At 39.7% G+C, this 16,266-nt stretch carries 10 protein-coding genes; 5 read left to right on the top strand and 5 right to left on the bottom strand.

Going from position 1 to position 16,266, the window contains the following annotated elements; genetic code table 11:
* Nucleotides 1–219: 219 nt before the first annotated feature.
* Complete coding sequence (gene sat / locus AACU25_RS11615; protein WP_096575733.1) at nt 220–1,398, bottom strand: sulfate adenylyltransferase; 1,179 nt, start codon at nt 1,396–1,398, stop codon at nt 220–222.
* Nucleotides 1,399–1,662: 264 nt separating this feature from the next.
* Nucleotides 1,663–6,645, bottom strand: coding sequence for an nSTAND1 domain-containing NTPase (locus tag AACU25_RS11620; RefSeq protein WP_096575735.1), 4,983 nt, complete (start codon nt 6,643–6,645; stop codon nt 1,663–1,665).
* Nucleotides 6,646–6,718: 73 nt separating this feature from the next.
* Between AACU25_RS11620 and AACU25_RS11625 the strand changes: the two genes are divergently transcribed.
* From AACU25_RS11625 to AACU25_RS11635, 3 genes are all read left to right on the top strand, one after another.
* Complete coding sequence (locus AACU25_RS11625) at nt 6,719–7,201, top strand: hypothetical protein (protein WP_096575737.1); 483 nt, start codon at nt 6,719–6,721, stop codon at nt 7,199–7,201.
* A gap of 78 nt (nt 7,202–7,279) precedes the next feature.
* Nucleotides 7,280–8,737, top strand: a complete 1,458-nt coding sequence (locus AACU25_RS11630; RefSeq protein ID WP_096575739.1) for a hypothetical protein — start codon at nt 7,280–7,282, stop codon at nt 8,735–8,737.
* 437 nt (nt 8,738–9,174) lie between these two features.
* The gene (locus tag AACU25_RS11635; RefSeq protein ID WP_096575741.1) at nt 9,175–9,879 is read left to right on the top strand and encodes a hypothetical protein; all 705 of its coding nucleotides are present in this window, start codon (nt 9,175–9,177) and stop codon (nt 9,877–9,879) included.
* Nucleotides 9,880–10,542: 663 nt separating this feature from the next.
* Here the strand turns inward: AACU25_RS11635 and AACU25_RS11640 are convergent.
* Nucleotides 10,543–11,376, bottom strand: a complete 834-nt coding sequence (locus AACU25_RS11640; protein WP_096575743.1) for a metallophosphoesterase — start codon at nt 11,374–11,376, stop codon at nt 10,543–10,545.
* A gap of 248 nt (nt 11,377–11,624) precedes the next feature.
* Nucleotides 11,625–12,455, bottom strand: coding sequence for a metallophosphoesterase (locus AACU25_RS11645; protein WP_096575745.1), 831 nt, complete (start codon nt 12,453–12,455; stop codon nt 11,625–11,627).
* A gap of 232 nt (nt 12,456–12,687) precedes the next feature.
* Between AACU25_RS11645 and AACU25_RS11650 the strand changes: the two genes are divergently transcribed.
* Entirely contained in the window at nt 12,688–13,860 is a 1,173-nt protein-coding gene (locus tag AACU25_RS11650) for a DUF262 domain-containing protein (RefSeq protein WP_096575747.1), read from the top strand.
* Between the two features lie 6 nt (nt 13,861–13,866).
* Entirely contained in the window at nt 13,867–14,922 is a 1,056-nt protein-coding gene (locus AACU25_RS11655) for an MAE_28990/MAE_18760 family HEPN-like nuclease (RefSeq protein ID WP_096575749.1), read from the top strand.
* A 63-nt stretch (nt 14,923–14,985) separates the two neighbouring features.
* On the opposite strand, the gene AACU25_RS11660 is transcribed toward AACU25_RS11655, so the two are convergent.
* Entirely contained in the window at nt 14,986–16,182 is a 1,197-nt protein-coding gene (locus AACU25_RS11660; RefSeq protein ID WP_096575751.1) for an MFS transporter, read from the bottom strand.
* Between the last annotated feature and the right edge of the window lie 84 nt (nt 16,183–16,266).

Below are 16,266 nucleotides of genomic sequence, written 5' to 3' on the forward strand. Positions count from 1 at the left end.
TCAGCCCTCAGCCCATCAGCATAACAGCTTAAAGGGCTAAAGCCTGTAGTGTAAAGTTAAACTCGATACTGTTTGGGAATAGCAAGGGGCAAGGGGCAAGGGGCATGGGGCATGGGGCATTGGTAATGGGTAATGGGTAATAGGTAATTGGTAATTGGAATATCTTCCTGTCCCCTTGTCACCCCATCTCCCCAGTCCCCAGTCCCTAGTCCCCAGTCCCTAAGCCAAAACTTGCACTTTCATTGCTCTTGCTAACTCCGCCGCTACCTCTGGACGAGAAAATTCTGGGGGAGGTAGTTCACCTCGGCGCAGCATTTCTCTAACTTTGGTTCCCGACAGGTGAACACGTTCTTCTGGTTTGCTGGGACTAGTTTTGGTTGTCGCCATTTGTTTGGTACGGGTACAGTAAAACGCGTGTTCAAACATCATGGGAACAATCCCTAATTCGCCTGGCTCAAATTCATCAAAGATGTATTGAGCATCGTAGGTGCCATAGTAATCACCAACGCCAGCATGATCACGTCCCACAATAAAGTGAGTACAACCGTAGTTCTTACGAACTAAAGCATGGAAAATGGCTTCTCTGGGGCCAGCGTAACGCATAGCGGCTGGGTTAATTGCCAAAATCACCCGATCCACAGGATAGTAATGTTCCAGCAAAATTTCATAGCAGCGCATCCGCACATCAGCCGGGATGTCATCTTCTTTTGTTGCCCCTACTAATGGATGTAAAAATAGACCATCTACAATTTCCAAAGCGCACTTTTGAATATATTCATGGGCGCGGTGGATGGGGTTGCGAGTTTGAAAGCCAACGATAGTTTTCCAGCCTTTAGTTTGGAACATTTGCCGAGATGCGGCAGGATCGATTTGGTAGGCGGGAAAATGAGGATGGGGATCGCGTTGTAATAGCCAGACATCACCAGCCAGATTTACAGACCCTTGGTTATAGAGTACTTGTACGCCTGGATGTTTAGCATCATCAGTGCGATAGACATTAATAGCTTCGCGGGTTTTGTCGTAGGTATACTTTTGGGATAGCTGTAAAACCCCGATATACTCGCCATTGGGGTTATCCAGACGAATTAAGCCACCTTCCTTGAGTGGGGAAGCTACTTCTTCGGTTACCGACAGTGTAATAGGAATTGACCAAACAAGACCATTAGCTAGGCGCATTTCCGTAACCACGCGATCGTAGTCTTCCTGGTTCATAAAACCTTTGAGTGGACTAAAACCGCCGATCGCAATCATCTCTAAATCAGAAACGGCTCGCTCGTCAAGTTGCACTCTTGGCAAAAACTCAGCCTTCGAGAGAAACTCTTCTCTTTGTTCTGGTGTGGCAATGCGATTAACCAACTGTCCACCGTGCGGGGCTATGGCTTCTGGATGGTGACTCAACGTAATCCCCTCTTCGAGTTAAGGTAATTGTTTCAAACTATGTACTAACTTATCAAAATGCTGGTACACAGATAAAAAGAGTTTCGGGAATTACTACAGCTTGTGTTTAATCTTGTATGGGTAAGTCATCGCAAAGCATTAATTTTATTGGTGGATTAAACAAGAAGAATCCAGAAAAACTACTATAACGCAAACTTATGTAATTCAATCATTTACCCTTTCCCCTTTCCCCCTTCCCCTTTCACCCCTATTTCTTCATAGCCCTCAACGGGGAATAATTACACTTGGATCTAATTTTCGGGCTTGATTAAATTTAGCGTTAGCACCTTTAATGTCTCCATCCAACTGCGATAAAGCTTGACCTTGGTTAACCAGAAATTGAGCTTTTTCGGTATTGCTCCAGTTAGCATAGTTGAGACAGGTTTGGGCTGCGCCTTTAGCTTCGTCAGTTTTGGCTTGTACAAGGGCGGGATGGTTGTGTAAGCGATCGCACCCTATTTTTAGCCAATCTTGCCAATTACCACCAAGCCATAACCTTACTGTGTTGTCTTCACTACCACTGACAATGTACTTGCCATCGGGACTGAACGCCGCCGCCTTGATAAGTGCTGTATGACCGTTGAGGGTATGGAGCAACTTACCGTTTGTATCCCACAACCGTAGAGTGTTGTCAAAACTACCACTGACAATGTACTTGCCATCGGGACTGAACGCTACTGCATTGATTATATTGGTATGACCGTTGAGGATATGGAGCAACTTACCGTTCGTATCCCACAACCTCAGCGTTTTGTCAAAACTACTACTGACAATATACTTGCTATCGGGACTGAACGCTACTGCATTGATTATATTGGTATGACCGTTGAGGATATGGAGCAACTTACCGTTCGTATCCCACAACCTCAGCGTTTTGTCAGAACTACCACTAACAATGTACTTGCCATCGGGACTGAACGCTACTGCATTGATTATATGGGTATGACCCTTGAGGATATGGAGCAACTTACCGTTTGCATCCCACAAATTCAGTGTTTTGTCATAACTGCCACTGATAATATACTTGCCATCGGGACTGAACGCTAGTGCCACAACAGGTTTTGTATGACTGTTGAGGGTGTAGAGCAAATCGCCGTTCGTATCCCACAACCGTAAAGTGTTGTCAAAACTACCACTAACAATATACTTGCCATTAGGACTGAACACTATCGCATTGACAATATCGGTATGACCGTTGAGGGTATGGAGCAAATTACCGTTCGTATCCCACAACTTGAGTGTGTTGTCAGAACTGCCACTAACAATATACTTGCCATCAGGACTGAACGCCACTGGCAAAACAGGTTTTGTATGACTGTTGAGGGTGTGGAGCAACTTACCGTTTATATTCCACAACTTGAGTGTGTTGTCAGAACTGTCACTGACAATATATTTGCCATTGGGACTGAACACTACCGCATTGACAATATTGGTATGATCAATGAGGGTGTAGTGCAAATCGCCGTTCGTATCCCACAACCTCAGCGTTTTGTCTTCACTGCCACTGACAATATACTTGCCATCAGGACTGAACGCTACCGCATTGACAGATCCTGTATGACCATCAAGGGTGTAGAGCAAATCTCCGTTTGTATCCCACAACTTCAGCGTTTTGTCATCACTGCCACTAACAATATACTTGCCATCAGGACTGAACGCTACCGCATTGACAGATCCTGTATGATCATTGAAGGTGTAAAGCAAATTGCCGTTCGTATCCCATAACCTCAGTGTGCTGTCTTCACTGCCACTAACAATATGCTTGCCATCGGGACTGAACGCTACTGTATTGACCTCTTCTGTATGACCGTTAAGCGTGTGGAGTAACTGACCGTTTACATCCCACAACCTTAGCGTGCTGTCTTCACTGCCACTAACAATATGCTTGCCATCGGGACTGAACGCCACTGCTCTAATACTATCAGTATGACCATTGAGGATGTGGAGTAACTGACCGCTTATATCCCACAACCTCAACGTGTTGTCATCACTGCCACTGACAATATACTTGCCATCGGGACTGAACGCCACTGCTCTAATACTATCAGTATGATCTTTGAGGATGTGTAGTAACTGACCGCTTATATTCCACAACCTCAACGTGTTGTCATCACTACCACTGACAATATACTTGCCATTGGGACTGAATGCTACCGTATTGACAATATTGGTATGACCATTGAGGATGTGGAGTAATTTGCCGTTTGTATCCCACAACCTCAGCGTTTTGTCATCACTACCAGTGACAATATACTTGCTATCGGAACTGAACGCCACTGCTCTAATACTATCAGTATGACCATTGAGGATGTGGAGTAATTTGCCATTTGTATCCCACAACCTTACTGTGTTGTCCCGACTACTACTGACAATATACTTGCCATCAGGACTGAAAGCCAGTCTATTCACATTATCTATATGTCCGGAGAAAATATTGCGCTCACGAATAACTTCTATTGCTTCTGATAAACTAGACTGAACTTCACTCAGCACTTTGTTAAGGGATGACTGACTTTCACCAGTTGCCTGAATTGCTAAAATTAATGGCTCTACATTTGTTTGTATTAACAATAAATTCTTAATATTTGCAGCTTTTTCTCGTAAACTAGCAATTTTTGCTTGTTGTTTTGCAATAACTTCCTGTTTATGTGATTCTTTAGCAAATTTTGTGGCTCTAGCTTCTTGGTTTTTGGCAATAGCTTCCTGCTGACGAGATTCTTGAGCAAATTCTTTAGCTTTAGCTTCTTGATTTTTAGCGATCGCAGTTTGTTGTTTGGCAATAGCTTCCTGCTGACGCGATTCCTTGGCAAATTCTCTAGCTTTGGCTTCCTGAGTTTTAGCGATCGCAGTTTGTTGTTTGGCTATAGCTTCCTGTTGACGGGATTCCTCGGCAAATTTTTTCGCTTTAGCTTCTTGAGTTTTGGCGTTTTGGGCTTGTTCTTTAGCAATAGCTTCCTGTTTGCGCGACTCTAAGCCAAAAATTGTAGATGCGATCGCCCCTATAGCTACTACTGCTACAAAAGAAGCCACTGCGCCTAACTGGAACCATCTATTTCGCCGGCGTTGTTGAATGCTTTTTTGAACAAACTCAGATGCTAAATGCGAAAGTAAACCGAGTTCCCCATATTCTTGTAAGAAATTCTCTGCTTCTGCTAATTTTGGCCCGGTAAATAGATAATCTTTCGACTTGTTTTTACTTTCCCACTCTTGTGCTGCTGCTTCAATCTTACGTTCAATACGGATTGCGACTCGGTTTTCTGTTACCCAAGAACGCAACTTTGGCCAATAGCGAATTAGTGCTTCATGGGCTACATCCACTACTGTCACTGTCTTTTCACTCTCACCCCTTGCTTGTAGTTCTGATGTAACAACTAATCTCGCATCTGCCAATTTGCTCAGTACTTGTTCTACTACTGCTGCAGATTCCTGGGAGTTGATTAATTCTGTTTTAAATACCTGTCTGCGGGTATCTTCTATTCCCTCTCCCAAGTGAGTTAATTCGATAAATATGCGTTTAGCAGTTGCTTTTTCTTCTTGAGTCTCGAACGCATCATAAACTTCATCTGCCCGTTTTTGTAGCGTCCCTTTCACTCCCCCCAGGCGGCTATATTCTGCCAGTGTTAAGCGATTTACCTCTCGCTTGCGCCACAATTCTGTCAGGGTGTATTGCAACAAAGGCAAAGTACCAGGGCCTTCAACATCGGCTAACATTTGTTCTACTAGTTCCCGTTGCACTTCTAAACCTACTTGATAAGCAGGTTGGGTAATGGCTTCTGTCAACTCCTTTTTATTCATGGGAGTGACAGTAATGAGATTTGCTTGAATTTTCTGTGCTAATCCTGCATATTCCTGTTCTGCACATTTGCCAAAGAAATCTGCCCGCATTGTCACTACAACTGTCAACAGAGAATTATTTAATGCCCCTAAAAAGCATTCAAAAAACCGCTGTCTCTCCCTTTCATTTTGACAGAGAGTAAAAACTTCTTCTAATTGGTCAATTACCAGGATGAAACGCTGAGTGTTAGCATCAGGTTCTAGTTCATGGGATAATTCTAGCGATCGCAGTTTGGTTTGAATTAATTGCGTTAATCCGCTTGCACCTTTGTTAAGTAATTCTTCAGCCGTTGCTAACTCTTCCCCATGCCCAAATACTCTAGCTAAACTCTGCATGGGATATTTTCCGGGGCGAAAAGTCTTGATTACCCATTGATCGCTTCCGCCTAATCTTTTACCTAATTTCAGCTGATAAAGTAAACCTGCTTTCACTACACTAGACTTACCACTTCCAGAAGCCCCAATCACAGCTAAAAAATTTCCTTGGCGAATATTTTCTAACAGCGAATCGGTTAAAGCGGTGCGTCCGTAAAAATATTTGGGGTCTGAATCATTAAATTCAAAAGCTGCTAAACCTTTGTAGGGGCAGAATTCTGCCATTAACACCGCACGGTCAATTTTTTCTTTTTGTCCCGTGAGGATAATTTCTCCGCCAGTGTTGTGAAAAATAGGACGCTGACGGGCAGTTTTTAACTGTTGCTGAACTAAGTCAACCAGTGAGTAGTTTGTCACCCAGTCTTCAGCATGATTTTCTGGTTTTAGCGCTTCTACTAATGCGCCACTCAATATCCCATGATTGCTACTCAAGTCTTCATAAGCGACTTCAAAGCCACGGGAAGCTGCAATTAAACATCTATCCTTAGTTTCAAAACTGCCCGGATCGGCATCATGGAAATTAATAAATTCGCCGCTATGACAACAATCTAACCAAACTATTTGCTGCCGTACTGGGGATGATTGTAAGAGTTTACGTAACCAGTCTAGAGACAGTCCCCAATCTCCCATCAAAGGACAAGTATCGCTGGTGCCTAAAAAGCCTTCTATGACTCCACCTATATCTTTACGTAAACCATGCCCGGCAAAAAATAACAAAGCTGTATCAGGAATACTACGTCCAGGGGGGTTGAAGAGTTGGACAATTGCTGTTTCTAATTCTTTAATTGTTAGCTGCTGTTGCGGATCGACAAACCAGGAGCCATCCTGATTATAAGCTGCTGGTAATCGCTCGACATGGAACTTGCCATAGGTTTCTAAGACTTGGGCTATGGCTTCAGCATCAATTGCTGGTGCTTGGAGATGCGGCGGGCGATCGCTAGCTTTTTCAATTAGCGTCGGATAGCGATTAATCCCGATCACCAGTGCTTCTCTTTCCATAGTCGCCAATTAATTTAAGTATCGAATAAACTTAATGTTAATCATGTAACTTCAAATATTCGTAATTTTCCTCATGGAATCTACTGAACTTAACAATACTTTATTAGCTCTATTGCTTGCTTTAAAGGATTCTGACATTTCTTTAAGCGATACAGAACAATCTGATTTATACCAAGCTGCAGAACAACTTTCAGCTAACCCAAAAGCCTGGGAAATACTGATCGCACCCCGTCTATTGATGACGATCCAAGCTAACCCAGCTTTAAATCATCGCTTTCAAGCCGCAAAATCGCAATTAGATAATTTAGGCGATCGCATTCCCCTCAATTTACTACCTAACGAAGCTGAACTCGAACAAGCTGCACCAAAGCAGAAGCCTCAACCGACAACCCGTGCTATTCCCCAAGTTAGCGCCTCTGATTTAAGAAGCAATGAAATTACCAATATGGCTATTAGGGTAATGACAACTTCTAATCCTGCGGAAACTGCTAAAAAATTAAATGGTTTTGAACAATTCCAACAATTTTTAAGCCAAAATCTTAGTCAAAATCAGTAATTTGTCGTTCAGGATGTGTTAGGAATGCTGTCCTAACGCATCTGACAAATATTAAAAAATATAAAATTATTTCCTTAAATGACTGCACTTATTTATCCGACTATTGACCTCTTTCTTTATGATTTGAAGTATAGTTTAGGCGATACTTCAGACGAGATTGGGCAGAATCAACAATCTTTTTTTCAGAAAATACCTGAATATATTCGCCCATTTTTGCTAGAAAATGGGCAAGAGTTACAAGGTGAATATGTTCATCTCCTCAAAGATGTATATGCACCGACAAAACATGACAGTGAACAATATGAAGGCTATGTTTACCCTGTACTGCTTGGTGATAGTTATGGTCTACTTCTAGAATGTGCTTTCAAAAATAAAACTGATGCTCAACCTGCTCAATGTTTTGCCAATATTAAAGCAGAAATTGAGCAAACTTTAAAAGGTCAAACATCTAATATTGGACAAACTTGGATGCTCTCTGGCTGGTTACCTGCAGAGCAAACCCAAAGCCCAGAAGAGATTGCTCAAGCTTGCTATCAAGCCTTAATGCCGGGTTTGGATTGGGAAGGAGATTTACAAGGTCAAGGGCATTTTTTAGGAGCAGATATTTTTGAACTGACTCAAAATCATCAGCATTTTATTGTAGTAATATATCCTAATGAAAATACTTTAAATTTATCTGGTAAATTTTATGCTGATTGGATGCGTTTGTTCTATTATCGGCACAAAATATTTTGGGCCTATAGTCAAAGTCGGATATTAAAACATTCTCTGCAAACTTATTTTTCAAAAATCCAAGCTGGCAGTAATACAGTTGAAAAAGCCAGAAAGCAGGGTAGTGAGTTAAAAATACTGCATACAACATTAATTGATGTGCAAAATACCCTCAATGAATATACCAGAGAATTAACTATAATTGATTTCCAGGGTGGCACAATTGATATTAACTTAAGTAATTATGAAAAGCGGATAGGTAAAATTAAACAAAAATCTCAAAAACTTGTAGTCAATCAAGAAACAGAAGTCAGGTTTTTAACAGAGTTCAGTAAATTAGTTAAAGACAAATATCGCTTCCAAATAACTAAAGATTCAGAGAACCTAGAACGAGGTTTAAAATTACTTTCAGATACCATTAACGCAGTTCGCAGCCGTGTTGAAGTAGAAAAAGCTGAACGCGATCGCAATTTTCAAACCTTCGTTAGCCTATTAGCTGCAGGTTGGACTTTTGGCTCTTTTGTCGCCGCTTTACCCGGATTGGGGGAAGATAACGACAACCCTGTCAGATCCTACCTAATTAAATCTTTCCATCTAGAATCCAGTACAGAAGGCGTAAAGACAATAAAAGAAGTCAAGACAGTACAACAATTAGATACAAAAGAAGGAAAGAAAACCCAAGAGGTAAAAACAATCACAGAGGAGCCAAACGAAGAACCCTGGTGGCTAGTCCCAGCAACAACAGGAATCTACACCCTCAGCGGATTTATCATTGCTATCTTATTACTTTTGCTTTGGCGGCGTTTGTCGCGGCGATATACATAATAACGTTGAAGCATTTTTAAATCATCAGTAAGGTTTAGGGAAAAGGTTAAAGGGTAAGGGTTAAAAGTATGTTCTTTTTCCTTTCTCCTTGGCCTTGTTTCATTTCACCGAAAAGTCTTGTCTAGCTAGTAAGTCTCTATTGGTGCTGCGGTTTTTAAAGATTACATAAATTAGGAAAACCATTAGTTTATTAACAGCTTAGTAATCTAATAGTTATGAAAATAATGGCAATATTCCCCCTTTGGATAGAGGAAAAACTCCCTACTCGCGGTAGAGCCAACTAAATGATTACAAAGGTTATTCTGAATCATATCAAAGGCTAAGTAACAAATAAAACACAATTTCAGAAATCAAATTTTTCAGATAAATGAAAAGTTTTGGTTAATGCAAAGTCCTGTTTGCCAATATTTACTAATCGAGGAGTGGAATAAAAGGTTATGAATAATCCAAGCGATCGCGAAAGTTATCACAGTGAAAATAGGCAAGAATCTTATACAGATGCTAACGGTGAGACTCGTACTCACGTGCAGAGAACTACGGAAACAGTTAACAACCCAGGTAATTATAATTCCTATGGAACTGGTTATGTAACCGGTCGCAACGCTGAACGCAGATATCAAGAAGCTAATTTAGTAGAGCGTGATAATAGTAATACTGCTAATGGTTTATTGTTAGGTGTCATCCTAGCTTCTTTAGTTACCTTGGGTGCAGCCGCATTCTGGTATTTCAACCAGCGTAACAATGAACCTGTAAACAATGCTGCACCAGTATTCGTTCCTGTACCATCTAGTGCTAGTCCTTCCCCTGCTGCTAGTCAATCTCCTCAAACAAAAACCACAATCATTGAAAGAACCAGAGAAGTACCTGTTGTAATTCCTCAACAGTCTGCGCCTTCACAATCTGCGCCTTCACAACCAAATATTAATATTACTGTTCCATCTCAACGACCTGCTGCGGAAAGAGTTCCATCTGCATCGCCATCACCATCGACTCCTAACCGCCAAAGTCCAACTGATAACTCTTCTACTCAAGATAAGAGCAGCGATACACTGACAAATTCTCCACTTAACGGCACAGGTCAGTCAAACACTAACTCTAACAGTGGTACTTCGTCTTCTGGAGATAGTAAGACTGGTCAGTAGGTGTTTGTCAATGGGGAAGGGGGAATGGGGAAGGGGTAATGGGTAATTGGTTTTTGTTCTCCTCATCTTCCTCATCTTCCTCATCTCTATCTCTCAAACACCAAACCCCGCTTATTAAGAAAAATTGCCAAAATGTTGCGGTAAATTAACAGCGTTCAAGTTTGGTAAATATGTGCTTCAGTAGAGAAAGTAAGTGCTACATTAAGAGCAAGGTACAAAAAGGTTAAAAGTTCACCAACAAACCTTTAAATTAGAGCCTGTGCCTCCTGCTCTAATGTTCTCGCAATCACTGCTCAGTTGTAGCATCCATTGAAAGTGTTTTCGCCTTAATCTCATCGATAATCCTTTTGGAGGTGATTGAACGCACAGCCAGAAATGCCTGCCTAGTTGGATCAAGGATGCACAAATGGTTTCTGGAGAGAGCGATTGCGAAGATTGTTACAGTCCACATTAGTTGTAGCTATTTCCCTCTGAATTTTAGAATCTTCTCGAAACAATTGCATTTTTCATCAACCGCCTGAAGCTGCTGATATTCTCCCATCGTAGCTCTAGGCGGTTAAATGTGTTTAAAGGTTGACTATGCAATGTTGGCTGTTGATAGTCAAAAAGAAAAAATTTGCAGAGTTCCAGCAAGAGTATCCGAATAAATGAAATGTTTCTGGACTATTCACGGAGTAACGTAATTACAGTTACTTCGGGCGGACAAAATAAGCGTCCTGGTCGATAAGTTCCTAAGCCACGATTGATATATAACTGATTACTGCCAACTTTGTGAAATCCTTGAGCCCATTCCCAATATCGTACTACTGTAGAGAAATCCCCAAGGAAAAAAGATACCCAACTCCGCAATTTTTTGGGTAGTTTCTTCAGCAGCTTTTTATAATGAAACACCAAAGGCCCAATACCTGGTATCACTATATGACCTCCGTGAGTATGACCAGATAGCTGTAAATCTACTCGCCATTGTTGCAATATCTTAGCAGTATCAGGGTTATGGGATAAAACAATGCGGGGTGTGGTGGAGTCTAGTTGATTCATAATTGGTGCTGGTTGAAATTCTCTTGACCAATAATCAGCTAATCCGATGAATGGTAATTCTGTGCCTACAGGATAAGCAATTTCGTTCCACAAGACATTTACTCCAATGTTAGTAAATGCATCTGTTACTTCTGCTTTGGAGTGGCTGTAATGGATGTCATGGTTACCAAGTATGGCATAAACTCCATAACGGCTTTCTAGATATTTGAGACGTTGAGTTAATTTATGAATCGGAGTGGGATCGTCTGTTACATAGTCACCAGTTAAGACTACTACATCAGGTTCTGCTTCATTAGTCAGTGCGATCGCTTCTTCTAACATCTCATCCGATAATCGCAAACCATCGTAATGAAAATCTGATAACTGAACTAACTTTAAGCCTTCTAAAGATACAGGTAAGTCTGTAATCTTAACCGTTAGTTTATCTACTCTTAAATGTCCTGTAAATAACCAGTGCATAACTTAATAGACACTCCTCATAGCAGCGCTTACAGCTTACCAAAAAATAAAATATATCTTAAATTAAGAATTCTTTAGAATGAGTATCAATACTTGATAGTTGAATTGCTAGCTGTTGGCTGTCAACTAATCCATAAAATGATTACATAATAAGTATCTATTTTAGCTTAAATAAATATTCTTGTTTGTTTAACTAAGACCTAATATATTCAATTAAATTAATTTTTTGGTTGCTATTCATTTAAAAATTACTGACTTTGTAGGGTGATGATAGTCACTTCTGGGCGACAAAATAAACGTCCAGGTAAATAAGTTCCTAAACCACGATTGACATATAATTGATTTTTGCCTATTTGATGTAAACCCTGTGCCCATTCCCAATGCCTTACTGTATAGTTACTCACTTGCAAAAATGGAATAAATTGACGCACTTTTTTAGGAATTTTTTGCACAATTTTTCTGTAATATAATAATGCTGGGCCAAATCCGGGAATTACGATTTGACCGCCATGAGTATGACCAGATAATTGCAAATCTACACGCCATGCTTGCAATAATTCTGCTGTATCAGGGTTATGGGATAGTACAATCCGAGGAATATCAGGATCTAGCTGATTCATGACTGGTACAGGGTTAAATTCTCGTGAGTAACGATCTGCTAACCCTACTAATGGCAATTCTTTTCCTAACGGATAAGCAATGTCATTCCAAAGAACAGGAATGCCAATTTTATTGAAAGCATCTGTAATTTCTGCTCTTGAGTGTTTATAACATATATCGTGATTGCCCAGTATGGCATAAATACCTGCAGTACTTTGGAGATTTTTTAGCCTTAGCACTAGCCTGTGAATTGGTTCTGGGCTTCTATTGACATAGTCTCCAGTCAATAAGACTAAATCTGGTTGGGCTTGATTGCTAACTGCGATCGCCTGTTCTAACATCGCTTCCGATAGCCCGAAACCATCGTAATGAAAATCTGACATCTGCACCAGCTTTTTACCTTTTAAAGATGCAGGTAAGTCTGCAATCTTAACCGTCAATTTTTCTGTACTCAACGGCCCAGATAGTAACCAGTGCATAGCGCGCTTAATAATCCTAACTATTAGCGCTTATAGCTTAACTAAAAATTCTGCGATCGCCTGTTCAACTAAAACAACTTCTTCAAAACTTCATGAATCATACTAGTTTTTTGCGTACTTTTACTTACATAAATATCCAACATTAAAAGGTTGACCTCATCAGAAAGCGATAAACTATATTTATTCAGCATATTTATGTTTGATCCTGCTGCTATTTTGGAGGATGTAGTCAATGCAAGTACTTGCGCCGACAGAAGAAAAAATGTGGGAAGCATCACCCTATCAAGCCCGCAACAAAATGTCTGATATTGATATCAATGCTAAGTATGAGTCTGGAGAACAAAGAATTCTCACTGAAATGAACAGAGAAAAACTACCCAGTTTTGTCGAAGCATTAAAAAAGACTGGGTACATGGATGTGCGTCCTTTTTATCAAAGAAGAGATCGCTGGGATAAAAAGAAGCAATCACGACTGATAGAGTCTTTTCTAATCAATATTCCAGTACCCCCAATTATTCTTTATGAGAAGGAGTTCAACTTTTATGAAGTAATGGATGGTCAACAGAGAATTACCGCCCTTCGCGATTTTTATGAAAACCGTTTGGCATTAACAGGTCTAGAACTCTGGCCAGAATTAAATGGACGTACATATGCTAATCTTCCTACAAAAATAAAAGCTGGGATTGATCGTCGTTCGATCTCTTCTATAGTTCTAATTACAGAGTCAAAATCTAATATTGAAGAAGAGTTACTTTTAAAGCAACTAGCATTTGAGCGTTTAAATACTGGTGGTGTCGCCTTAAGTCGCCAAGAGGTACGTAACTGTTTATATTATGGCAAATTCAACCAATTATTACTTGAACTGGCAAGTAATGATATCTTTACTGATGCTTGGGGAATCCCGATAGATAATAATGAAGAATTATGTAAAAATAATTTGTACAAAAAGATGGAAGATGTCGAATTAATTCTTCGTTTTTTTGCATTACGTCATGTGGATGACTTTCGTAGAGGGATGGAGGGATTTCTTGATTTATATATGATCAAGAGTTTGAAATTTTCTGATGAAGATATAGAAATTCTCAAGTGTATTTTCATAAATACTATAGAGTTAGCAAATGAAATTTATGCAGAGAATTTATTTAAGCCCTTCGATAATAAGTCAAATAAATGGAAAGATAGGACTTATAAGGCTTATTATGATGCTGTTATGGTTGGTTTTAGTAGACATCTAAAAGATGCAGAGATTCTAATTCAAAGGAAATCAAGAGTAATTGATGAGACCAAGAATCTGTTTAAACAAGATAGTTCAAAGCTGTTTACAGGCGGTGGAACCACTAAAGCTGATATCCAGGAAAGAATTAGATTAGTGGATGATATGCTGTCCCAAATTATCGCAGAGTAAACGGCGATGTTTCAGAATCTTCTTAAGACAGTAAGAGTTAATATTTCTACTGTAATTTCTATAATCAAAACTAACACTAGGCTTAGAGAAATTTCGTTTAGCTCATCTGATATAACAAAGCAAGAATTATATGAAGATACAGAATTGATTCTTGGCACACTAATGCAGGATATACCTAAGCTACAAGAGTGGTTAATTTATGATCACTGTGCAGTAGTGATGCGATTATACGCAATTTATGAGCGTTTTGTAGAGGAGATAATTGCTGATTGGTTAACACTTCTACCTGTATTATTTCCACAGTATTCAGAGTTAGAAGAAAGAATCCGCAATACTCACCAGATAGGTGTAGGAAGATTGCTTATCGAAATCAAGAAAAATAGATATAAACACCTTAATATTGAAAATGTTATCCGTGGATTTTTTTATGGATATACTAATGAAGCAGAATATTATCTGTTACCAGATGCTTTCCTATTCCACGAACAGAATCTACGCAGAGAAACTTTAGATAAATTAATGGCAGATGCAGGCTTACCAAATGCATGGATTTGGATAGAAAATCATAGAGCGGTAAAGTATTTTATAGAAGAAATTAGAGGATCTCAAAATACTGCTGAAAGTGAACTAAATGATTTAATTATTTATCGTAATGATGCCGCGCATGGCTCCCCAGATAATTTTCTGAGAGCCCATGCATTGCTAGAATTATGTATCTTTGTTGAAGCTTTATGTCAAGCACTTGCTGAGTTAGTTACTTATCAAGTGCTGGAGCGTAAGAAAGTACTAGGACAAACGCAGGAAGTTGGAAGAATTACAGAATGGTTAAAAAAGAGAGAGGCTGGAATAGCAAAGTTTGAAGAAATTACTATGTTATCAGTAGGACGCAGCCTTTTCTTAGTTAGTGAAGGAACATCTTGTTGTGTTTTAGCTACCATTACAAGCATTCAAAATAATGGAATACCAGTTAATGAGATTCAAACCACTAAAGGGATGGAAGTAGGTTTAAAATTTGATGTAGATGCAAAAAAAGGATTGCGTTTGTATCAATTACAAGATTGATAATAGGAAAAAAATAAAATTATATCTATAATATATGCGTTCTAATCATTACCTTATTAAATATTAACTGAGTTGAATTCTCTTGATGATGACGACGCAACCAGCTGCGATGAAAAAAGCTAATTCAGAGAGCAAAAAAGCAAGTAATGATGTAAAAAAATCATATTTAATTAAAATTGCGACTATAGCAGTAGCGCCAGCACAACCACCAAAATATAAACCAGTGGCTAAACCTGCTTGCTGTGGAGAAACTTTTCCTAAACAAAAAGGAATCATGCTCACAAAAAGTAGCCCATAGCTAACACCAAAACCAAGTATATAAGCTACGACTAAATTATCAATATCGTTTAATAATGCTAGTCCCATTAAGCCTGTCATTGAGCCTAAGCCTAGTAACAAGACTTTATTAGTACCTATTTGGGCTGTCAATTCTCCCAAAATTACTGAGGACATTGCAGATACTAAAAGTATGCTAGAGGTAATAAATTCTAGCCTGAGTCCGGGTAGTTGAGCTTGTAGGACTTGAGGGAACATTGACATGAGCAGATTGACTTCTAATCCCGCTCCTAAGCCAATCACAAAGATTAAAAATAATAATAAAGCAGGAGCGTTAGAGGATAAATCTTCATTGAGTGGATACTGAGTTAAAGAATATGGGGGAGTAAGCGATCGCAAAATATATGCACCTATCACTAAGGCGATCGCACCTAATAGAAAGGTAATCGATGCGCCGATACTATCCATAAATTTATTGAAAAATGGCCCAATCGCCCCAATCAAGCCAAAGACAAATACTAAAACCGCATTAGCTTGTGGTAATTCTGTCACTGGTGCTAACTGTGTAAGTAGTGCGATCGCAGGGCCACGAAAAATAATCATTGCAATTACCCAAACTGTCATCAGTACAGGAATTAACCAACGTCCACCCCCTTGTAAATGTTGTTCCATTAACAGCGATAGAATCACGAAAATCAAACCCGCCAGAATTACTCCTACACTAATCATGGGTAGGCGATTACCCCAGCGTTGCTGAATGCGATCGGAAAATCTTCCCACAAAAGGTTCGATAAATGTAGCGAGTAACCCTTGGATTATCCCCAGCCAAGCCGCTAATTCTCCAAATTTAAGTTTCTGTAAAATTTTTGGTTGATAAAAACTATAAGCCATCCAACTGAGCATGATTGCGGCTAGTAAAGCCGCTAATCCCCAAACTTGTCGCCATAAAATTTCAGTCGGACGGGAATCGAAAGATTTAACCATGCTTTTGTTTTACTCTTTTATATCAGCGGCGCGATTTTAGGACAAGTCTGATAGGAAAAAAGGCATGATAAATTGCATTATTCT

It is taken from the genome of Tolypothrix tenuis PCC 7101 (assembly GCF_963874875.1).
Taxonomy (GTDB): Bacteria; Cyanobacteriota; Cyanobacteriia; order Cyanobacteriales; family Nostocaceae; genus Aulosira; species Aulosira tenue.